Origin of the sequence: Colwellia piezophila ATCC BAA-637 (assembly GCF_000378625.1) — a bacterium.
In the GTDB taxonomy this organism is placed as follows: domain Bacteria; phylum Pseudomonadota; class Gammaproteobacteria; order Enterobacterales; family Alteromonadaceae; genus Colwellia; species Colwellia piezophila.
Genome location: NZ_KB905170.1, coordinates 154,408 through 176,463, shown reverse-complemented (window position 1 = coordinate 176,463; position 22,056 = coordinate 154,408). Strand labels below are relative to the sequence as shown.

At 39.7% G+C, this 22,056-nt stretch carries 15 protein-coding genes and 1 pseudogene; 8 read left to right on the top strand and 8 right to left on the bottom strand.

Annotation, left to right across the window (positions count from 1 at the left end):
• Positions 1 to 570 precede the first annotated feature (570 nt).
• Both F580_RS0117845 and uvrB read left to right on the top strand, forming a co-directional pair.
• Positions 571 to 1,959 carry an MATE family efflux transporter gene (locus F580_RS0117845; RefSeq protein WP_019029114.1) on the top strand — a complete coding sequence of 463 codons (1,389 nt, stop codon included), beginning with the start codon at positions 571 to 573 and terminating at the stop codon, positions 1,957 to 1,959.
• On the top strand, positions 1,956 to 3,977 hold the full coding sequence (gene uvrB, locus F580_RS0117840) for an excinuclease ABC subunit UvrB (RefSeq protein WP_019029113.1): 2,022 nt from the start codon (positions 1,956 to 1,958) through the stop codon (positions 3,975 to 3,977). Before F580_RS0117845 ends, uvrB begins: the two co-directional genes overlap by 4 nt.
• Before the next feature lie 77 nt (positions 3,978 to 4,054).
• Here uvrB and F580_RS0117835 read toward each other — a convergent pair whose 3' ends face one another.
• From F580_RS0117835 to F580_RS26965, 4 genes and pseudogenes are all read right to left on the bottom strand, one after another.
• A complete protein-coding gene (locus F580_RS0117835; RefSeq protein ID WP_019029112.1) occupies positions 4,055 to 4,288 on the bottom strand; it encodes a hypothetical protein in 234 nt (77 codons plus the stop codon).
• 158 nt (positions 4,289 to 4,446) lie between these two features.
• On the bottom strand, positions 4,447 to 5,421 hold the full coding sequence (locus F580_RS0117830) for an ion transporter (RefSeq protein WP_019029111.1): 975 nt from the start codon (positions 5,419 to 5,421) through the stop codon (positions 4,447 to 4,449).
• Positions 5,422 to 5,464: 43 nt separating this feature from the next.
• The gene (gene queC, locus F580_RS0117825) at positions 5,465 to 6,121 is read right to left on the bottom strand and encodes a 7-cyano-7-deazaguanine synthase QueC (protein WP_019029110.1); all 657 of its coding nucleotides are present in this window, start codon (positions 6,119 to 6,121) and stop codon (positions 5,465 to 5,467) included.
• A 21-nt stretch (positions 6,122 to 6,142) separates the two neighbouring features.
• Positions 6,143 to 6,356, bottom strand: a pseudogene (locus tag F580_RS26965) (hypothetical protein).
• 172 nt (positions 6,357 to 6,528) lie between these two features.
• Between F580_RS26965 and queE the strand changes: the two are divergent.
• A complete protein-coding gene (gene queE, locus F580_RS0117820; RefSeq protein WP_019029109.1) occupies positions 6,529 to 7,197 on the top strand; it encodes a 7-carboxy-7-deazaguanine synthase QueE in 669 nt (222 codons plus the stop codon).
• Between the two features lie 75 nt (positions 7,198 to 7,272).
• Here queE and alr read toward each other — a convergent pair whose 3' ends face one another.
• Complete coding sequence (alr, locus tag F580_RS0117815; RefSeq protein WP_019029108.1) at positions 7,273 to 8,355, bottom strand: alanine racemase; 1,083 nt, start codon at positions 8,353 to 8,355, stop codon at positions 7,273 to 7,275.
• 237 nt (positions 8,356 to 8,592) lie between these two features.
• Between alr and murQ the strand changes: the two genes are divergently transcribed.
• From murQ to F580_RS0117800, 3 genes are all read left to right on the top strand, one after another.
• On the top strand, positions 8,593 to 9,519 hold the full coding sequence (gene murQ / locus F580_RS0117810) for an N-acetylmuramic acid 6-phosphate etherase (protein WP_019029107.1): 927 nt from the start codon (positions 8,593 to 8,595) through the stop codon (positions 9,517 to 9,519).
• A 40-nt stretch (positions 9,520 to 9,559) separates the two neighbouring features.
• Positions 9,560 to 10,723, top strand: coding sequence for an exo-beta-N-acetylmuramidase NamZ family protein (locus tag F580_RS0117805; RefSeq protein WP_040357662.1), 1,164 nt, complete (start codon positions 9,560 to 9,562; stop codon positions 10,721 to 10,723).
• Positions 10,724 to 10,859: 136 nt separating this feature from the next.
• Positions 10,860 to 13,799 (top strand): FAD-binding and (Fe-S)-binding domain-containing protein, encoded by a 2,940-nt coding sequence (locus tag F580_RS0117800; protein WP_019029105.1) that lies wholly within the window; start codon positions 10,860 to 10,862, stop codon positions 13,797 to 13,799.
• 9 nt (positions 13,800 to 13,808) lie between these two features.
• Here F580_RS0117800 and F580_RS0117795 read toward each other — a convergent pair whose 3' ends face one another.
• Together F580_RS0117795 and F580_RS0117790 are read right to left on the bottom strand one after the other, a co-directional pair.
• A complete protein-coding gene (locus F580_RS0117795) occupies positions 13,809 to 15,083 on the bottom strand; it encodes a GGDEF domain-containing protein (protein WP_019029104.1) in 1,275 nt (424 codons plus the stop codon).
• Positions 15,084 to 15,164: 81 nt separating this feature from the next.
• Positions 15,165 to 16,274 (bottom strand): NAD(P)/FAD-dependent oxidoreductase, encoded by a 1,110-nt coding sequence (locus F580_RS0117790; protein WP_019029103.1) that lies wholly within the window; start codon positions 16,272 to 16,274, stop codon positions 15,165 to 15,167.
• Between the two features lie 343 nt (positions 16,275 to 16,617).
• On the opposite strand from F580_RS0117790, the gene F580_RS0117785 reads away from it, so the two are divergent.
• Entirely contained in the window at positions 16,618 to 17,679 is a 1,062-nt protein-coding gene (locus tag F580_RS0117785; protein WP_019029102.1) for a formate dehydrogenase accessory sulfurtransferase FdhD, read from the top strand.
• Positions 17,680 to 18,908: 1,229 nt separating this feature from the next.
• Here F580_RS0117785 and F580_RS0117780 read toward each other — a convergent pair.
• Positions 18,909 to 21,233, bottom strand: coding sequence for an FdhF/YdeP family oxidoreductase (locus F580_RS0117780; RefSeq protein ID WP_019029101.1), 2,325 nt, complete (start codon positions 21,231 to 21,233; stop codon positions 18,909 to 18,911).
• A 201-nt stretch (positions 21,234 to 21,434) separates the two neighbouring features.
• Between F580_RS0117780 and F580_RS0117775 the strand changes: the two genes are divergently transcribed.
• Positions 21,435 to 22,055: a dioxygenase family protein gene (locus tag F580_RS0117775; protein WP_019029100.1), complete on the top strand. Its 621-nt coding sequence runs from the start codon at positions 21,435 to 21,437 to the stop codon at positions 22,053 to 22,055.
• The last annotated feature ends 1 nt before the right edge of the window (position 22,056 follow it).

Below are 22,056 nucleotides of genomic sequence, written 5' to 3'. Positions count from 1 at the left end.
TGTCAACACAAAAATAATAAATTATTGAAATAAATATTGTTTGCTGAAGATGTGTTCAGAAGAGGTGCTTTTACATCAATTTAAGGTCGTTTTTTGTACGACATTGTTCTTGAGTCTATTTTAAACTAACTTGGGGGTAAAGTTAGAGTTATCCACTGTTCCTGTGGATAACTCTGTGGGCTAATATGTAAGTTTATCTTACTTAACCGATTGTATTGGCTTAGCGGTAAGTCAATACAAAATAATTTATAATTAAAAGTATTTAATTCAATGGGTTATGTCGATATCGTGTTTTTTTATAAAACAGAGCGATTTTTGACCATACATTTATCAATAAGGTATAGCGGTACTTTATTTTAATAGTTGAGGAAGTTTATTATTACCTTCGTTGTACGTCTATATATGACTGATGGTTAAAACTATTTGCCAAGGATGCAGTAAATTGCCATTTTAAATACTCATTTTATAAATAGCGACTAAATCTAACTAGGTAAAAGTAACTTAATCTTTTACAATGCTACGCTGCTAATAATTTATCTTGTCTTACCAAAAGAACCATATAGTAATTAAATGACTAAAACAGATACAGTCCAACAAAATAACAAGCAAGTTAATTTACTTGAAGATCCTGTTGCCAACACGTTAAAACGTATGACCATCCCCATGATTTATGGCATGGTGCTGTTGATGACATTCAACTTAGTCGATACATTTTTTGTCAGCCTTCTCGGCACACAACCCCTGGCAGCAATCAGTTTTACCTTTCCTGTTACCTTCACTGTACTGAGTTTAACTATTGGCCTAGGAATAGGGACCTCTGCCGTTATCGCTAGATATTTAGGTAAAAAGGATACAAGGTCGGCTAAAAATACCGCTACGGCGGCAATGTATTTAGCCGCGATTATCGTCGCATGTTTATCAACGGTGGGGTATTTCATTACCGACCCGCTGTTTATGTTATTAGGAGCACAGCCATCATTATTACCGTTAATCCATCAGTATATGGATATTTGGTATATAGGTAGTGTTTGTTTAATCGGACCTATGATAGGTAACGCTGTGCTACGCGCATCAGGGGACACTAAAACACCAAGTATAATTATGGGTAGTGCAGGTCTTATTAACGCGATACTTGACCCCATTTTTATTTTTGGTTTTGGTCCAGTTCCTGCGATGGGGATACAAGGTGCGGCAATTGCTACCTTAATCTCTTGGCTTTTTGGTTTAGCCTTTGTACTTTATATCCTGACAAAGAAACTTGATCTTATTCATACCACGATGCTGCCAATAAAAGAACTAGTCTGTGCATGTCGCGAGATTTTAAAGATTGGCTTGCCTGCAGCAGGGGCTAATATGTTAACCCCTATTGCCGCGGCTATTATGACTGCCATCGTCGCTAGTTACGGTGAATCAGCCGTTGCCGCTTTTGGTGTCGGCTCAAGACTTGAATCTATTGCTTGTTTGATTGTCTTAGCGCTTTCAATGACGTTACCGCCTTTTATTAGCCAAAATTTTGGAGCAGGTCAATTACACCGTGTTGAAGAAGCTTATAAAGTAGCCATTAAGTTCATCTTAGTATGGCAAGTATTCATCTATGTTCTACTCGCTTTATGCGCACATTGGATAGCAAGTGTGTTTACTAGCGATGCTGAAGTGGCGGACTTAATTAAACTCTTCATTTGGATACTGCCATTGGGATATGGCTTGCAAGGCATTATCATTTTAACTAATTCATCCTTCAATGCTTTGCATAAACCTATGATTGCTCTAGGATTAAGTGTAGTACGACTCTTTGTATGTTATTTACCTTTAGCCTATTTAGGCAGTTTAGTTTACGGGTTACCAGGCCTGTTTGCAGGGGCTTTACTTGGCAATGTATTAATGGCGATGATTTCGTACCGACTATTTACTAAACAATTTACTGAAAGTGAGCCCAAAATAGCGGAGCAGCTGAAATGAGGAATTTTACCCTTTGCTCTGATTACACCCCTAATGGTGATCAACCTAGCGCTATAAAACAGCTTCTTGAGGGTATTGAATCGGGTCTTGCCTATCAAACACTGCTTGGCGTAACGGGTTCAGGAAAAACCTTTACCATTGCTAAGGTCATTGAAAAGCTCAATCGACCGACCATGATGTTAGCACCCAATAAAACCTTAGCGGCACAACTTTACGGCGAGATGAAAGAGTTCTTTCCTAATAATGCCGTTGAGTATTTTGTTTCTTATTATGATTACTATCAGCCAGAAGCTTATATGCCAACAACGGATACTTTTATAGAAAAAGATGCGTCAGTTAATGAACATATAGAGCAAATGCGTTTATCGGCCACTAAGGCGTTATTAGAGCGACGTGACGTGATTATTATTGCTTCGGTGTCTGCAATTTATGGTTTAGGTGATCCCGATTCATATTTGAAGATGATGTTACATATTAGCCAAGGGGACATTATTAATCAGCGGGATATTTTACGTCGTCTTGCTGAATTACAATACACTCGAAACGATATGGCTTTCGCTCGAGCAACCTACAGAGTACGCGGCGATGTTATTGATATCTTCCCTGCAGAATCTGACCGCTTAGCTTTACGTATTGAGTTATTTGATGAAGAAGTTGAACGTATCAGTCAGTTTGATCCGCTCACTGGGCAAGTAGAAAGAACATTGCAACGTGTTACTGTCTACCCTAAAACGCATTATGCGACACCGAGAGAAAAGATACTATCGGCGGTTGAAAAGATCAAAGTTGAGCTTAAACAGAGATCACAGCAACTCAAAGATAATAATAAGTTAGTTGAAGAGCAGCGTCTTACGCAGCGAACTCAATTTGATATAGAAATGATGACAGAGCTTGGCTATTGTTCTGGTATAGAAAATTATTCACGCTATCTATCAGGTAGAGAGCATGGTGACGCCCCACCGACGTTATTTGATTACTTACCTGATGATGGCCTGTTAATCATTGATGAATCTCATGTTACTGTGCCACAAATAGGCGCTATGTATAAGGGTGATAGATCACGTAAAGAAAATTTAGTGGAATATGGCTTTCGTCTACCATCGGCTTTAGATAACCGGCCGATGAAGTTTGAGGAATTTGAAGCGCTTTCCCCACAAACAATTTATGTCTCGGCTACGCCAAGTAATTATGAAATAGAAAAATCTGCGGGTGATATCGCTGAGCAAGTGGTTAGGCCGACAGGGCTACTTGACCCGGAAATAGAAGTACGACCGGTAGAGACACAAGTAGATGACTTGTTATCAGAAATTCACAAGCGTTTACCCTTAGATGAACGAGTCTTAGCGACCACGTTAACAAAACGTATGGCCGAAGATTTAACGGATTATTTAGATGAGCACGGTATTAAAGCTCGTTACTTACATTCGGATGTTGATACGGTTGAGCGCGTAGAGATAATACGGGATTTTAGACTAGGTAAGTTTGACGTATTAGTGGGAATTAACTTACTCCGTGAGGGGCTAGATATGCCGGAAGTCTCTTTAGTGGCAATTCTAGATGCCGATAAAGAAGGCTTTTTACGCTCAGAACGCTCTTTAATCCAAACAATTGGTCGAGCGGCACGTAATATTAATGGTCGAGCCATCTTATATGCAGACAGAATAACGGGCTCAATGCGACGCGCTATTGATGAAACTGATCGACGTAGGGTTAAGCAGCATCAATACAATTTAGATAATAATATTACTCCTACAGGCATTGTCAGAAAAATTACCGATGTGATGGGCGTTGGTAATTATAGTGATGCTAAGTCACTCGATAAAGTGGCGGAGGCGAGTACTCATTACCACATTAACCAACAAGCAGAAGAGCCTCTGTTAACGACAAAGCAAATAGATACTAAAATAAATACGCTTGAAAAAGAAATGCTAAGTTATGCGCAAAACTTAGAGTTTGAACAAGCCGCGACAGTACGTGACAAAATCGCTAAATTACGTATACAGCAACTATCTAGTTAGCTGCTTTGCCATAAAAAACACTAGCGAGAACAAAATTCATTTTTGTTAAACGTATTGGACTTGGTATAACTCTGTCGCTACTTAAGATCTTGTATGGAGTAGTGGCCAAGAATAGTCGCTACAGCATCACTGTTACAGTGGGGAAGGTGACTAATATCTTCTATTATTCGGTCTTGAATATCGATAGGAAACAATAATAGCCGCTCCATATAAAGGTGGGCTTGAGTTACACTATTGGCATCAATTAATTGCTTCAAACGTTGTGCTTGATACTTCCAAGTAGCACTCATCAGGTAACCTCTAACTTTCATTTAACACCCTATAAGTCTAGGGCTAAAGCGTGCTAGCGGTTATAAATTTTTTGTCTTAAAAGAAAATCAATGGAAGATAATAATCTATAGACGGATAAGTTATTAAAAAGCATTATATTATTTACTTGAGAATCACTGCGCATTGACTATTTCAGTGGTTATTTTCCACAGTGTGGGCATTTTTTGTGGTGTTTTCCCTGTTTTAATAGGGTAATGCTGCGTTTAAAGTCTTCTGGGTCAATTTCTAATTTATCAGCCAACTTGGCTAAATCCTGATACTCTTTTTGGTCGATATAGCCATCTGTTAAAGCATCTCTTATCTGGCTATCGAGGTTTTCTTTGCGTTCTCTAAGCTCTTCTCCAAATCTTGCTGCTAACATGCCGGCAGGGAGGGCAACTAAACCAACACCAATAAGCATAATCAGGGTAGCAATAACTTTTCCAATGGCGGTAATGGGTACAACATCACCATAGCCCACTGTGGTCATGGTGACCACAGACCACCACAAAGCACGTAAAATACTACCAAAGGTTTCCGGTTGAATTTTACCTTCAATAGCATGCATTAAACTGGCGGCGATGATAATAAGAAATAACATCACCATCATGGCAGCCGTAATACTTTTGAATTCTTTGGTAATAACCGTAATAAAAATATTAAAACCTTTAAAGTAATGCGTTAGTTTTAATAATCGTAAAACCCTAATTAAACGTAATGAACGTAAATCGATACTAAAGAACATTGCGATAATAAACGGAAGAATCGCGATAAGGTCAATCAAGGCCAGTGGGGTAAAAACATACTGCAACCGAGCTTTAGACTTGGGTAAGTGAGCATATTCTTCAGCTTCAACGCAGCACCACAGACGTAGTAAGTATTCAGCGCAAAATATCGATAACGAAATAAATTCAAAGAGGGCGAATTCAAACAAATATTGCTGATGGTAAGTTGATTCTGACTCAAAGATAGCGGCAATAACGTTAGTAATGATAAGTATTATTAATAACAAATTAATGAATTTTGCGGCAATACTTATATTTGAGTGGCCCTCAAGCAATTGGTACACTTTAGCCCGATATGATTGTACTAGCGTTTTTTTTACTATGCTTACAGCTAACTTTGAATCAGTCATCGTTATATTTTGAACTACTTATAATTTTAATTTCTATTAATGCTTATTCATAACTGATTGGATCAGTGACATTGTTATCAGAAAAAGCCTCTAACCTTTCTTCACAAGCACTACATTTTCCACAGGCTTTATCTCGACCGTTATAACAGGTCCAAGTATTGCTATAATCTAAACCCATCGCGATCCCATCGCTCAGTATTGCTGATTTATTAACGGTTAAATAAGGACTGAATATTTCCACACTTTCATAGTTAGCTATTTTACAAACATCGTTCATCTTTTCGACAAACTCGGGTCTACAGTCAGGGTAGATAGCGTGATCACCAGAGTGAGCGCCGTAATAAACCTGCTCTGCACCAACCGATACGGCATAAGCAACGGCTAAAGAAAGCAAAATCATGTTTCTATTGGGTACTACTGTAGACTTCATACTCTCAGATTCGTAATGTCCCTCGGGAATATCGATATCATCAGTTAATGAAGAGCCACCAAGTAATTGATTGATTGCTGATATATCAATGACTTTATGGTTAATGCCGAGTTCACTACAGACAGTGCTAGCACATTCCAACTCCTTTACATGTCGTTGACCATAGTCAAAGGATAAAGCAAATACTAATTTTCCGTCTTTTTGAGCACGGTTTAAAACAGTAAATGAGTCCATGCCGCCAGAATATATAACAACAACTTTTTCAGTCATTTGAAAGCTCTCTTAATTGATCTAAGGTATAATGGGAGCTGTTGATCTTTCGAGATTACTTTTGCAGCGAATTGTTGGGTACTTATACAAGGTAGAGCCTTTGTCGTGTGGTTATTCCACATAAAAAGGCGATAACGCAGTAAAAATGCCAAAAAAAACGCTGTCCGAAGGATTCGGCTAAAAGCGTTTTATTCTTTGTTGAGTAGTATTAGCTTAGAATTACTAGGCTACACACTACTCGCCGCGACTAAAACGCTTTTATCTCGAACAAAATTTAACCCTGAAAGATCAATAGCCCCTAAACAAGGCCTATTATTTTACTTGAAATAAGCAATAGGCTAAAGCAGAAAGTGACTAACACGGCTAATAAAATACCCCATAATGCAGAAGAGAAATCGATAATACCCATGAACTATAAAATTAATGAGCTTTTTGAAACCATTCAGGGAGAAGGGTCTTTTACCGGACAACCGTCAATTTTTATTAGACTACAGGGCTGCCCTGTAGGGTGTTCGTGGTGTGATACTAAACATACCTGGGATATTGAACTTGATGACCAAGTTAGCCCTGAAACGATGTTAGCTAAAAAAGTAGAGACCTCGCAGTGGTCTAGTTTTACCGTTGAGGATATTTTCGCGTTAGTACAAGAGAAAAACTTTAAAGCGAAACATATAGTTATTACGGGTGGCGAGCCTTGTATGGTTGATTTAACGCCGTTGTGTCAGTTATTTGAACAGCAAGGTTATAGCACACAAATTGAAACCTCAGGTACGTTTGAAATTATCACTACCGAAAAATGTTGGGTAACAGTCTCGCCTAAAATAAATATGCGCGGTGGTTATAAAATCTTAGCGAGTGCTATGTCACGGGCTAATGAAATTAAGCACCCAGTGGCAACAGAGCAACACGTCGAGGATTTAAAAGCCTTATTGGCACAGCATCAAGTAGCGGATACCGCTATTTATTTGCAACCCATAAGCCAAAAGAAACGGGCGACGGATCTAGCCATCGCAACGTGCATAGAAAACAACTGGCGTTTATCGATACAAGTACACAAATATATTGGTATTGAATAAATTGACTCTGTGAACTGGCTTTTTAATCTGACTTAAACCCAGATTAAAAAGCAGGTGACCTGGCAATAAGACAACTTACTCAGCGATAACCTTTGGTACACGTTTTGACACCCGGGTTAATAACTCATAATTGATGCTGTCGCTGTGTCGGGCAACGATATCAATGTTGATATTCTTGCCCCATAACTCGACAATATCACCAATTACAGTATTAGCTAAGTCGGTGATATCTACGGTAATCATATCCATTGAAACTCGGCCGACAAGTGGCACAACTTTACCATTTATGAAAACTGGAGTACCCGATTTTGCATTACGTGGGTAGCCATCAGCATAGCCAATCGCAACCGTTGCTATTGTCGTTTCTCGTTTAGCTTGCCAAATATCACCATAACCAACCGTTTCGCCAATGGGGACTGTATGTATCGCTATAATATTGGCTTGCAAGGTCATTACGGGAATGAGCGCTTGTGTTATCGGGGTATCACCAATGGGTGAGATTCCATAAAGGGCTAAGCCTAAGCGAGTGTGATCACCATGACTTGCCGGCCAATTTAGAATACCAGCCGAATTAGCCATACTAAATTTACAGTCGTGCTTTGAGACCAACTTCTTTAAGGCAGCTAATTGCTTTAGAGGTTTAGCATTATCAAGTTGTTCCGCCGTTGAAAAATGAGAACACAATACTAGCTTACTTCTTTGTTTTTCGGTTAGCTGTGAGATGATGTTATCGACTTGCCCAACAGGGAAACCTAAGCGGTTCATGCCCGTATCTACTTTTAACCAAAGATCACCCGAAAATTCAGCGCTCATCGAGTTTAACCACTGTATTTGATAATCACTGTGCAGCATTAATATAAAATTATATTTTTGCGCTATGTCAAAGTCACTTTGGTTAAAAGGACCTTCAAGAATGAGTATCTCATTATTAATGCCATCACGGCGCAGCGCTAATGCTTCATCGATAAAACCGACCGCAAAGCAAGTTACTTTCGAGCTTAATGCTCGCGCCACTTCATTGGCATCATGACCATAGGCATCGGCTTTAATGACGGCAATGGTATTACTATTACTGGCTAAACTATCAATGTATTGATAGTTGTTAACTAGTGCATCTAAGTCGATAATTGCTTGTGTATGTCTGGAAGTATGATTCATGTGTATGGTTGATAATTTACGGCTGAATGATTACAGATAAAGAAAGGCAAAAATAAACGAGTTGACGAGGTGAAATGTCGTTAATTCTTCTATTTTTTATTAGTTATCAGTGTACCATGATAACTATAGCGTGCTTTAGGTTAATCGTAACTTTATGGTTAACCGACAAATTTATATAATTTTAAGGTGTTTTATACAACGAGAAATTAAGCCAGATAACCACAACGAGATAAAGTCATGAACATTCAAGAAAACCTAGTAAATGCGCTTAATAACATCAGCACAGAAGGGCAAAATCCTGACACCTTAGATATAGATTTACTCGATTCATTGGGCATAGTGAAAAAAATAAATACTGAGGATCAAAAGGTTGCCGGTATTGTTGGCCAATTATTACCTGAGATTGCACGAAGTGTTGATTTGATTGTTGATGCTTTTGCTTGTGGTGGTCGACTTATTTATATCGGCGCCGGTACAAGTGGCAGATTAGGGGTACTTGATTCGGTTGAGTGTCCTCCTACTTTTAGTGTGACAAGCGAGCAAGTGCTGGGTATTTTAGCGGGTGGTGCGTGCGCTATGTATAAAGCAGTTGAAGGCGCAGAAGACAATAGGCAGCAGGCTATTGATGATTTAAAAGCGATTCACTTTTGTGATAAAGATGTGTTAGTGGGCATCGCTGCGAGTGGCCGAACACCTTATGTATTATCGGCTATGGTGTATGCCAAAGAGCAGGGCGCTAAGGTTATCGGCATCAGTTGTAGTGTTAATAAGGATTATGCGCAACATAGTGACATAGACATTTGCGCTGTGGTGGGTGCAGAAGTGCTCACCGGCTCGACTCGAATGAAATCAGGTACTGCCCAAAAATTGATTTTAAATATGCTCAGTACTGCCAGTATGATACGAAGCGGTAAAAGCTATAAAAATCTAATGATCGATGTGAATGCCAGTAATGAAAAACTCTATGCTCGTGCTGTTCGCATTGTCATGCAGGCAACAGAATGTGACTTTAGTACGGCAGAGAAAGCACTTTGCCAAGCAAACAATCAAACCAAGCTCGCCAGCTTGATGGTATTAACAGGTTTAACTGTTGAGCAAGCTACAGCGGCCTTAATCACTAACAAAGGTTTTCTGCGTAAAGCTGTCGAGCAACAAGGGCATTAATGTTGTGGTTAATAAATTAACGGTATTGATCAAAGTCATCATGCTATTTATTAGCATTTCTTCATCTTTTTTAAGTTTGTCGGTAACGGCTACAACACAACCAACACTGACGGTTGGCGCAGAGCGAGTCTCGCAATACTTACCAAAATTAGCAGGTAAACGAGTCGCTTTGGTCGTTAATCAAACCTCGACAGTGTTTGATGAACATCTCGTTGATGTCTTACTAAAAGAAAAAATCAATATACAGATGATTTTTGCCCCAGAACATGGCTTTCGCGGCAAGCGTGATGCAGGTGAAAAATTTGCTTCTAGCATCGATACAACAACGTGTATACCGCTAGTTTCACTTTATGGTAATAACCGTAAACCATCGTTAAGCACGATGAAAAAACTTGATGTGATTGTTTTTGATATCCAAGACGTTGGTGTCCGTTTTTATACCTATATATCTACTATGCACTATATGATGGAAGCCGCTGCCGATGCGGGGGTTGAATTTATTGTTTTAGACCGACCTAACCCTAATGGCGCCTATATTGACGGGCCTGTCCTGGAAGTAGAGTTTCAATCATTCGTTGGTATGCACCCAATTCCTTTGTTACATGGCCTTACTGTGGCCGAGTTGGCTCAAATGATTAAAGGTGAAAATTGGTTAACTACTGAAAAAAATCTTGCGCTTACCGTTGTTAAAGTAAAAAACTATCAAAGAGACTTAGCCTATAACTTACCGATAAAACCGAGCCCTAACTTACCGAATGCCCATGCTATTGCTTTATATCCGTCATTAGCCTTTTTTGAAGCGACGCCTGTAAGCATAGGTCGAGGCACACCTTTTCCATTTGAGGTGATCGGTCATGATAATATCAATAGGGGAAGTTTTAGTTTTACTCCTGTTGTTACGCCTGGAGCTGCAAGTAAGCCAAAATTGCTCAATAAAAAGTTATATGGAGAGGATCTTCGCCACATTGTAAGTCAAGGATTAGACTTAGATTTTATCATTCGTTGGTATAAAGCATTCGCTGAAAAAGAGGTTGTTTTTTTTAATAGTCCAAAGTTTATGGATAAATTGGCAGGAACAGATAAATTAAGAAAAGCGATAATTTCAGGGCATAGTGCCGAGCAAATTAAACAGAGTTGGCAAGCTGATTTAGAGGCTTTTAAGCGTAAACGCCGTCCATATTTGCTTTATCCGGATATAAACTAGCATTGAACTTGTTCATAGCCGTTACCATTTAGGATGGATGTTTTAGAGTGCTTGAGCAATCTCAATTCAAGGCGCTGTGATGCACTAATGGTTGTTCAGGAGAATATGGAACTGTGGCTTTATAAGGATAACTTTAATGGCAAATGCTAATCAAACCACATCGGCAAACTTATTTACAGGATTTAGTCAGGCTATCAGCCAAATCCTGCCAGAAGAAAATATAATAGCGGGCTATTTACAGCGCTTTGCCTATGGCACCGATGCAAGTTTTTATCGCTTAACCCCTAAAGTTGTTCTGAAAATTGACGATGAAAAACAGATCTGTGCGGTGATACAACTGGCTGAAAAATATCAGGTAGCCATCACATTTCGCGCCGCAGGCACTAGTTTATCAGGCCAAGCTATTACCGACTCAGTACTCATTATTTTATCGAGTCATTGGCAGGGCATTCAGGTTTTAGATCAAGGCGAAAAAATAGCCCTGCAACCTGGAGTTATCGGCGCGCAAGCAAATAAAGCACTGGCTGATTATTCTCGAAAAATTGGGCCAGATCCTGCCTCTATCAATAGTTGTAAAATTGGCGGTATTGCCGCCAATAACTCTTCGGGAATGTGTTGTGGGGTGAAAGATAATAGCTATCACACCTTAGCAGATATCCAGTTGATTTTTGCTAATGGCAACCAGTTAAATACGGCTGATAGTCAATCGAGGGCGATGTTTCTTCAGCAGAACCAAACGCTAGTGACTCGCTTAATGAGTATCGTTGATTACGTCAATGCTGATAAAACCTTAGTCGCTAAGATTAAACATAAGTACCGCTTAAAAAATACCACCGGTTATGGCTTAAACGCACTGATAGATTACAGCGATGTTATCGATATTATTAGTCATTTAATGATTGGCTCAGAAGGGACTTTAGCGTTCATTAGTAATATTACCTATCACACCGTAGTCGTCTTGCCTCATAAATCTACCGGACTATTCATTTTTGATAATATGGCGACAGCGTGTAATTTGGTGTCACTTTTAGCAAAAGAGCGAGTGGATGCCGTAGAAATTATGGACTCGAGAGCTTTAAGCTGTGTCCAAACACAACTAGCCTCCATTGTAACTATGGATAAAGCCCTGCACGAAAATAGTGTTGGACTGCTCATAGAATTTACGGCTGAAACTAGCGAAATGTTAAACTTTAATGAACAGCAGTTGTTGGTACATATTGAAAATTTTGAACATTCGATTCAAGGACAAAAATCATTCACCACTGATACAGTCGAAATTGAGGCCTTATGGAAAATACGCAAAGGCATGTTTCCCGCCGTTGGCTCTGTTCGTCCAACGGGAACCACGGTGATTATTGAGGATATAGCCCTGCCACTACCAAGGTTGGCAGAAGGTGTTAGTGAATTACAGCAACTATTTAAGCAATATGGCTATGATGAAGCCATTATTTTTGGTCATGCCTTAGATGGAAACTTACACTTTGTTTTTACTCAAACCTTTGCCAATGAAAAAGAAATCAATCGTTATCGTGAATTTATGGCAACAGTCACAAAAATGGTGGCTATTGATTATCAAGGTTCGCTTAAAGCTGAACATGGCACCGGCCGTAATATGGCACCATTTGTGGAAATGGAGTGGGGAGGGGACTTATATCAAGTGATGAAACAGTTAAAGGTATTGTTTGATCCCCACGGTATACTCAACCCTGGAGTTATCATCAATGAAGATAGCGAGGTACATGTTCGTAACTTAAAGACCATGACTGCTGCCGATGACATCATTGATACTTGTATTGAATGTGGCTTTTGTGAGCCGGTTTGTCCGTCGAAAGACTTTACCATCACACCGCGCCAACGTATTGCCTTATGGCGCCAAAAAGCCTTATTAACTCAGCAAATAGAAGGTGCCCAAGACCCGATAAAAGCAGACTTACAAGCCAAATTAACTGAATTAGAAAAAGATTATCAATTTTTCGGCATTGATAGTTGTGCTGCCACGGGGTTATGCGGTCAGCAATGTCCGGTGGGAATTGATACCGGCATGTTTATTCAATCGTTAAGGCAAAAGAAAAATACTGACAGTAAAATAAAGTCTACGGCAGCGAAACTAATAGCGAATAATTTCACCATAGCCACTAGTGTTGCTAAGTTAGGATTAAATACCGTAAGTACGGTGAATAAAGTAGTCGGAAATAAGTTAACAAAAAGCACTTTTAATCTTTTGAATAAATTTAGTCATAATGCCATTCCTAAATGGTATGAGGCTTGGCCAACAGGAGCGAAAAAGAGTACTGATAGCAAAGGTTATAAAGAAAATATTCGCCTAGAAAGTTCTAACAATAGCGCCGGTACTGTAAGTAAAGTGGTCTACGTACCTTCGTGTGCTAATCGTATTTTCGGCACCGATGGTAAAGCTAAAGATAAGCGCAGCTTACCAGCAGTAATACTCTCATTATGTAAGAAAGCTAATATCTCGGTTATTATCCCAACAGGTAGTGATGAATTATGTTGTGGCATGCCATGGCAGTCAAAAGGCTTGGCAGCGATTGCCGAAGATAAAAAACAGCAATTTATAGCAAAAGTAGTCGCAGCTTCAGAGCAAGGTCAATGGCCAGTCATTATTGATGCTAGTCCATGCGCGTTAACTATTAGCCAAATTGAAGGCGAGGATAAACTGCCAAATAACCTAGTGATATTAGAAGCAACGGAGTTTGTCGCTAAATTTGTTGTTGATAATCTTACTGTTAACAAAAGCGATGAGGTTTTTATGCTGCACAATACCTGTAGCAGTGAAAAAATGGATAAAGGTCGATATTTAAAGCAAATAGCCAGGCTTTGTAGTGATAATATTATTGAACCCGAGAATATCAGTTGTTGTGGCTTCGCCGGTGATAAAGGCTTTTATTTACCTGAGTTAAATAAAAGTGCACTGGCGCCATTAAAAGCCCAAATCCCCTCAGGTTGTCAACAAGGCTTGAGTAACTCTCGTACCTGTGAGATAGGTTTAACTGAACAATCAGGTATATCTTATCAGTCGGTGCTGTATTTATTAGATCAATGCAGCGAAGCTAGGTAAAGCTGAAAATTAAGCGGCAGCCGTTTTATTACGACCGCTATTTGAGGCTTTATAAGCGGCTCTATTTGCTCGGGTAATTAAATCATTAAGATCCTCATCATCCATTTGCGCGACGCCGGCGCTACAGGTGATTTTAATATTATTTGGCCATTCAGCCCTTTGGATAGAAGATCTTATTTTATCTGCAACCTCTACCGCCTGCTCTAAAGCAGTATCAGGGCAAACTAACAAAAATGCTTCAGGACTCCATCTCGCAACAGTATCGCTAGAGCGGCAGGTATTATTTGTTTCAGATACAAATTTATTCAGAATAATATCCGCTATTTGTTGTCCGTTAGTTGAGTAAAGATCTTCAAAAGAATCAATGGTAAGAAAGATAACACTTAAATTATTTAAATCTGTTGGTGCAAGTTGATCAAAACACTTACGCAAGCCAATACGGTTTAGCGCTCCAGTGACTGGACAACTCATAGCGCCAAAGACGATAGCTGGCTTAGTTGGTTTTACAATGGCTGTACTTTCAGTCATCTGGGCGCCGCTTCGATTCATGAAATAACCTATTGCTAAACACCATATAGCTATTAATAGGGTAATAAGCGTTGTTGAAGTTATGTATTTTCCTTTTACTACAATGCGGTTAACGGTTAATTTATAACTGCCTTCTTGCACTGTTAGGCTGGGAGCTAGGGTAATTGAATAGATATTAGAAAAATCAGTGCCACCATTTGTTAATGATAAATTATGGATATTATTCCACCACTGAGGAATAGAGAAGTGACTTAGGTTTAGCCAAACGGGATTTGTCACAAAGGCCTCTAGGTATTCAACACTATTGGGTTTTAGACTTTCGCTCTTATCAAATTCAGAATAAGCGGCATTGAAGTTGCGCAGCTCAATGCGTGTGCCAGGTTGTGTTGGGTGGTTATGCTCTATCCACAAACCAATTTGCTCAAAGCCAGATAAATCTACGCCATTAAGCGGACTTTGTGCACTTAAGTTCTCGATATTAATCACTAACTGGCAAAAGGGCTGTTCAAGATGCGATTTTTTAATTTGGCAGGAAAACTCAATACCATGATTTGTTTTTACCACACTGGCAATTGAACTACCTAAGACGGTGCGATCGTCAACAGTACTCACCTCGGCAGAACTTAAATTAATTATCTTATGTTTGTCTATGTCTATGTCGAGATAGAGTAGGGCAATAATGATGGCGGATAAAATTATCAGGGTAACAATAGGATAAACAGCCTTGTTTGTTCGAGTATCCTTTACTTTTTGCATATAAGACAATCCCTTTGAATCCATTTACCTATTTAAACGGTTAAATTTGTTACTACTTTAAAAGTAATACAGCATGTACAATTAAACAACCTTTAGTTTATCAGCAACATATTCAGCGATTGCCAAGCTAGCGGTTAGACCCGGTGATTCTATACCGAATAAATTGACTAAACCTTCAAGGTGATGTTCATCACTGGTTTGAATCACAAAGTCTTGAAAAACGTCACCTGCACCTTGTAACTTAGGGCGAATACCCGCATAAGCGGGCTGTAATTTTTCGGCAACAACATTGGGAAAGTATAACGATATTTGTTGAATAAACTTTGCTTTTAAATTTTCAGGAAAGTCATAAGCCAGTTGTTCTATATATTGGGTATCAGGGCCAAACTTTAATTGTCCACCGATATCAAATGAGGCGTGAATACCTAGACCATTGTCTCGAGGCACCGGATAAATTAGTTGCTTAAAGGGGCTTTTTCCTTGATAAGAATAATAATGACCACGACACCAATGTAACTTGGGAATGTATGATTTATCTAGACCTTCAATGGTTTGTGCCAACTTTTCACTGTGCAGTCCTGAGCAATTAATTAAATATTTACAACGTATTGATGACAATTCACCTTGGCTATCTAAGTTAACCTCATAGCCGCCTGGTATTGGTTTGGCACTGACCATTTTAGTTTGAGCAACGAACATGGCATTATTTTGCTCGGCTTGGGTTAATAAACTCCTCATGTAAGCATGGCTATCAATTATGCCCGTGGAAGGCGAGTGCAATGCCGCTGTAGCATTCAGCTCTGGCTCGAGTACTTGTAATCTAGCTTGGTCTAACCAGGTTAGGTCATCAACACCATTTTTTTTAGCGCTGATTAATGTTTGTCTAAGGTACGCTTCCTCAAGGCCTCCTTGAGCAACCAGTAACTTACCTATTTTTTTTACCGGGATATGTCGCTTTTGGCAATAACGATAGAGCATTGCTTTGCCCTGTATGCAAAGTTTTGCTTTTAGGCTGTTTTGAGGGTAATAAATACCCGCATGAATCACTTCGCTGTTTCGGCTACTGGTTTCTTCACCAAATTTAGTGTTTTTATCAATAACTAATACATCGTCAAATGCTTCACTGAGCCTTGCTGCAATGGCTAAACCAATAACACCAGCACCAACAACCATTACCTCAACGTTATCCATATTTCCCTTGGTTACTACTAGCATGGCTAGTCATAACTTATTTAATAAAAAATGCAACAATCAGTGGCATTATTATAGCCACAATTATATTGTTTTGTGTTGTTTAATGACCCCGATGATTAAACGGTGCACCTAAGCTAATAATTATATACAGCGCCGTCCCTATCCGGTTCAATAGGTGTTTTTTTGTTGTGGAAATTTATTGTCTAAATTTGATATGCAACAAAAGTTATACAAAATGTAAAAGATTCGTGGTTAAACATTGTAATCGCACCTTTTCAGTTTTAATGTTAGGCGGTAAACTTTACTGACAAAGCACACCTTAAATAGTGTTAAATTTCATATGAAAAATGCCGAAATATCTAAATATTCAACCAAAATCATTAATAAAGTCACTTATTCGTTCGCGGCTAATAAAATTGATGGACTCAGAAGTGATACTACCGACAAAAGTAATAGTAAACTGCTAAGAAAAGTGACTTCAGATACCGTGATTGTTGAGCAACCTTTGCAAATTACCTTGTCTTGGCAAAACCAGGGACAAGTGTTCAATAAAGTCTTTACTATTACTATGCGTACTCCGGGGCACGATCAGTTATTGATCATCGGTTTATTACATAGTGAAGGGGTTATAAAAAAGCTAAGTGATATCGAGTCAATAAAATTAGCTTCGGCAGACATTAGCGGAGAAGGTTGGCAAAATGAGTGGTTAGTCGAGTTTTCTGCTGGCGTAATCCCTGACTTATCATCATTAGAGCGATACATGATGAGTTATTCTAGCTGTGGTCTGTGCGGTACGACGTCATTAAAAAACTTGCAGTTAAAAACCGAAATAAATTTATCTTTTCCTGAGCATAAAAATGTCCTCGAGCCAGCGTCATTACTTTCATTGTCGAATACAATGCGCAGCGGCCAAGGTTTATTTGATGAAACGGGAGGCGTTCATGGCGCGGCCTTATTTGAATTAGAACTTGAACTTAAAACAAATCTTGTTCGAAAAGTCGAATCACAGTGTGCAGCGCAACTTGAGCAAAAGCTAACTATACAGCAATTGTATGAAGATATCGGTCGTCATAACGCCGTTGATAAAGTGATTGGCGCTATGTTAACCGGTGTTTGTAATCATAAGCCGAGGCTTGATAGCTATCAAAGTTATCAAAATTCTCATAACAATAATCAACTGTCGCAAGATACGCTATTAAAAATATTATTGGTCAGTGGTCGAATAAGTTTTGAGATAGTACAAAAAAACATCATGGCGGGTATTCATGTGTTAGTCGGGGTGGGAGCACCTTCTGATCTGGCTATACAAGCGGCTAAACAATTTGACTTAACCTTAATAGGTTTTGTTAGTGAGAACGGTTTTAATGTTTATCATGCTGATTGGCGACTAGGTTACGGCTAGCGCATTTTAATCCCTTACCGCTACTGACTTAGTTAACAAAAAGAGTTTGAGCTCTTTATACCCAAACAACCTCAAGATGCAGGGTTCAGCTGGAATTAGAAACGTCTTTAGGCAAGGTATTGATTGAAGAGAATGGTTATTCCCTTGTCGAAATCAATAACGATGGGTAAAACGTTTCTAAACCAGCCCTATGGGGACGCATGAGCAAATCATATTCATCGTTGCGTATGTAATTAAGGGAATAACCATTAATAAAATACGCGCCTTGATTATGAATCGCTCATTCGTCCTGAAACGAGCATCTTGAAGTAGCTTGGGTATATATCTTCCGCGTCGCGCTGGCGACAACAGGTTAAGGGAAGCTGCCTCCGGCCTCCCTTAACAATCCCACGGAGCCCCAACTCAGCAGAGCACTACTGCTGTGTTTAGAGAAAAATCTAATACCTGCCGATTTATCGTCCCTGAACAGCGGCAGTCTTCGACATCAGGACAATATGCGTCCTGCATTGTCCACATAAATTACATCCATGTAACGGCTGTCTCAGCTTAGATTTTTCTTGGTCTAAACTCAGCTTGCGTTGCTGAGATGGGAGTAGGTGTTTATAGCTCGAGTAGTCAAATAACATTTGCTAGCGTTTTTGAAAATATATCACAAGGCGTTAAATCGAGTTGCAGTACAACAAGCACCAAGTCTGCCTGTCAAAACGCTGGAATGAGAGAAAGAGCTCAGCTATTTTCATCATGACGCTGCATGGATGCTGCTTATTAGACAATGCAGGAGCATATTGTCCTGATGATGAAAAAATGCGATGTAGGGCATGACGCTGCAAGGATGCAGCTTATAAGACAATGCAGGACGCATATTGTCCTGACGCCCCTTCAGCGCTGTTAGCACGATAGCACTTGAAAGAATGCAAGATTACGTTTTGTGTGGCAGCGACGCGGGATTCCAAAGGGGGCTCGTCGTTTAGCCCCTTTTGGGTGTTGTCGCCACCGCGACAAAGGTTTCAAAAAATACCGAACGTTGTTGCATGACAATAATACTAACAAATTTATAATGCTCTTGCCGTGGCGGCTAGGTCCTTAAGGCAAGTTAAATCTTAAGCTAGACCTAAACCAAAACTGTGCGTGACTTTGTTATTCAAAGCCACTGCTTACTTAGCACAAGTAAATAGTCTTATGTTGTTGTGAGGGCAAGCCAAAATCAATTTAACCGCTCATCTGACCGGTTAAATCAAGGGTGGATTCTCAGCTTTATTTATAATAACCGCCACTGACTTTGACGTTGGTGTATATGAACGATCACCGAAACTATCCAGTGGTACCAGTGGATTGGTTTCTGGGTAATAAGCGGCAAGGTTGCCTCTGGGAATCTCATAAAAGCAAAGTATAAAGTTATTTACCGTCCGGTTTTGGTTATCAGACCAAATAGAGGTGATATCGACATAGTCACTGTTGTTAAAACCTTGTTTTCGTGCATCCTTTTCATTGATAAACAGCACATTTCGGGCATTGCTAATACCTCGATATCGATCATCCATACCATAGATTGTGGTATTGAACTGGTCATGGGAACGTAAGGATTGCAACGTATAAAGGGTTTGCCGCTTATTTTGAAGCTCGGTTAGCTGCTCTGCTGAAATATTGATAATATTTGCAGGTAAGGCGTTAGCAGAAAATAATGCTTTTTCTTCAGCATTATTCCATTGAAGTTGTGCGGCACTGTTACCAAGATAAAAGCCACCAGGTTGTTCAAGTTGCACATTAAAATCAGTAAAGCCCGGAATAGCTTGCTCGATTAAGTCCCGAATTAAATCGTAATTTCCCTTTAATTGCTGCCAGTTGATCGTGGCGTTAGTTGTACTGTTAAGCGTAGTATCAGCGATATCAGCGACAATGGCGGTTTCAGAGTGCATAGTAGTTGTTAATGGGACTACATTACCCTGCGATGCATGTACCATGCTAAAGGTATCTTCGACGGTAATAAACTGCTCGCCGGTGGCTTGGTTATCAATTTCGGTGCGTCCTAAACAGGGCAGAATCAGTGCGTCTTGACCGATACATAAATGACTGCGGTTGAGCTTAGTACTTATTTGTACATTCAGTTCAGTATTTTTTAACGCTTGATGGCATTGCTTAGTATCTGGCGCCGCTTGGGCGATGTTACCCCCTAAACAAATGAGTACCTTGCTGGTTTTATCTAACATAGCATTCAAGGCGAAATAAACGTTATGACCCTTTTCTTTTGGTAGTTGGCTCTTAACGACTTTCGCAAGTTTGTCGATGAATGCTGCTGTTGGTTTTTCATTAATGCCCATGGTGCGATTACCCTGCACATTAGAATGACCACGAACAGGGCACAAACCTGCACCTTTTTTGCCAATATTACCGGACAATAATTGTAAATTAACAATTTCTTGAATGGTCGCGACGGAATGTTTGTGCTGAGTGATGCCCATTGCCCAAGTACAAATGACGGTATCGGCCGCTAGAAACACATCAGTCGCTTGGCATAACTGTTCAAACGATAGCCCAGACTGTTGCTCTATTTTTTGCCAACTAGTGTCGTTAACGACTTGCTGGTATTGGTCAAAATCTTGGCAATGTAGTTTAATAAAATCATCATCGATAATCGCTGACTTTCCAGTGGCTATTCGCTCTTCATTACGCGAGAGAATAATCTTTACCATGCCGCGAACAGCCGCCATATCACCGCCTAATTTAGGCGTGAAATAAGCATGACTTATGGTCGTTGCTTTAGTCGTTAGTAGCTCAATGGGATCTTGCGGGCTAGCAAAACGTTCTAGCGCCACTTCTTTTAAATTGTTAAAACTCACTATTTTACAGCCACCACGTGCGGCCTTACGTAGAGCATTCATCATTCTAGGGTGATTGGTACCCGGGTTTTGTCCAAAGACAAAAATTGCATCAGCGTGGTTAAAATCATCTAAGATTACCGTGCCTTTACCAATGCCTATTGATTCATTTAATGCCACACCACTTGCTTCGTGACACATATTTGAGCAGTCTGGGAAATTATTAGTCCCATAAAGTCGGCCAAATAATTGATAAAGGAACGAGGCTTCATTACTCGCGCGGCCTGAGGTATAAAATTCTGCTTCATTGGGTGAAGCTAAACTATTGAGTTTATCTGCTATCAGTTGATAGGCGTCTTGCCAGGCAATTGGCTCGTAATGATCGGTTTGATTATTGTATTTCATTGGCTGCGTTAACCTGCCTTGGTATTCTAACCAATAATCACTCTGTTTTTGTAATTGGCTAACACTATGCTGAGCGAAAAAATCAGCGTCGACTTTTTTACTGGTTGACTCCCAAGCAATAGCCTTGGCGCCATTCTCACAAAATTGTAGCAGACCTTCTTTTTCATCGCCCCAAGCACAACCGGGGCAATCAAAACCTTTATCCTTGTTTGCTCTTAATAAATTTTTGACATTGGTCTGTGGTTGTTGGCTTTGAATGATGTGCTTTAGGGTCGAGGTCAATGAAGACAAACCACCGGCTTTGTTAGGCTTTTTACTAAAATGTTTAGACACAAAATTAACCTTGAAATAACGAAGAAAAATTTAAATACTATTGATTACTTAATTATATACGGAGGTAGTTGTCAGACACCAGTAATTCGAGTCATAAGCTGGCTTTACTATGTTATATCTTAGCTAAGGTGCTGTTAATGACAGCGAATAATTGATTTTTAATTGAGTTTTTTTATTGGAAACTATTTTGGGGAATATTAAATGAAATTACTAACGCGTAGAGGTTTATTAAAAGGCTTTATTGCTATAGCAGGCTTGGCTGCTTATTCACGCCATGCAGTGTCAGCTGTGTTAACACCACGGGCAACGGAGGGACCTTTTTATCCCGATACATCGATGCGTTTTGCTGATGTTGACAACGATCTTATCAAAGTCTCTGGAGCAGTAGAACAAGCGGGCGGTGAAATTATTCGAATCACAGGTAAGCTGATGTCTAAGCAAGGTAAGCCACTGGCTGGGCACCGAATAGAAATCTGGCAATGCGACGTCAATGGGAAATACCTACACCCTAATGATAATAGCAAGGTAAGTTATGATAATGGCTTTCAAGGCTTTGGACATGATATCGCTGACGGTAATGGTAATTATAGTTTTAAAACGATAAAACCAACGATATACCCGGGCCGTGCGCCACATATTCACGTCAAAGTTCTCGATGGAGATCGTGAGCTATTAACGACACAATTTTATATTGCCGGGAATAAACTTAACAGTACTGACGGACTCTATCGCCGGATGTCGGTAGAACAAGCCCAAGGCGTTTCTATGGTTTTTATAGAAAGAAATAATATGCTTGAAACCAATATAGATGTGGTTATATAGA

Excerpts from the sequence above, each read along its gene's own strand:
- F580_RS0117845 (WP_019029114.1), top strand. The coding sequence starts at position 571 with ATGACTAAAACAGATACAGTCCAACAAAATAACAAGCAAGTTAATTTA.
- uvrB (WP_019029113.1), top strand. The coding sequence starts at position 1,956 with ATGAGGAATTTTACCCTTTGCTCTGATTACACCCCTAATGGTGATCAA.
- F580_RS0117835 (WP_019029112.1), bottom strand. The coding sequence starts at position 4,288 with ATGAAAGTTAGAGGTTACCTGATGAGTGCTACTTGGAAGTATCAAGCA.
- F580_RS0117830 (WP_019029111.1), bottom strand. The coding sequence starts at position 5,421 with ATGACTGATTCAAAGTTAGCTGTAAGCATAGTAAAAAAAACGCTAGTA.
- queC (WP_019029110.1), bottom strand. The coding sequence starts at position 6,121 with ATGACTGAAAAAGTTGTTGTTATATATTCTGGCGGCATGGACTCATTT.
- queE (WP_019029109.1), top strand. The coding sequence starts at position 6,529 with ATGAACTATAAAATTAATGAGCTTTTTGAAACCATTCAGGGAGAAGGG.
- alr (WP_019029108.1), bottom strand. The coding sequence starts at position 8,355 with ATGAATCATACTTCCAGACATACACAAGCAATTATCGACTTAGATGCA.
- murQ (WP_019029107.1), top strand. The coding sequence starts at position 8,593 with ATGAACATTCAAGAAAACCTAGTAAATGCGCTTAATAACATCAGCACA.
- F580_RS0117805 (WP_040357662.1), top strand. The coding sequence starts at position 9,560 with ATGCTATTTATTAGCATTTCTTCATCTTTTTTAAGTTTGTCGGTAACG.
- F580_RS0117800 (WP_019029105.1), top strand. The coding sequence starts at position 10,860 with ATGGCAAATGCTAATCAAACCACATCGGCAAACTTATTTACAGGATTT.
- F580_RS0117795 (WP_019029104.1), bottom strand. The coding sequence starts at position 15,083 with ATGCAAAAAGTAAAGGATACTCGAACAAACAAGGCTGTTTATCCTATT.
- F580_RS0117790 (WP_019029103.1), bottom strand. The coding sequence starts at position 16,274 with ATGGATAACGTTGAGGTAATGGTTGTTGGTGCTGGTGTTATTGGTTTA.
- F580_RS0117785 (WP_019029102.1), top strand. The coding sequence starts at position 16,618 with ATGAAAAATGCCGAAATATCTAAATATTCAACCAAAATCATTAATAAA.
- F580_RS0117775 (WP_019029100.1), top strand. The coding sequence starts at position 21,435 with ATGAAATTACTAACGCGTAGAGGTTTATTAAAAGGCTTTATTGCTATA.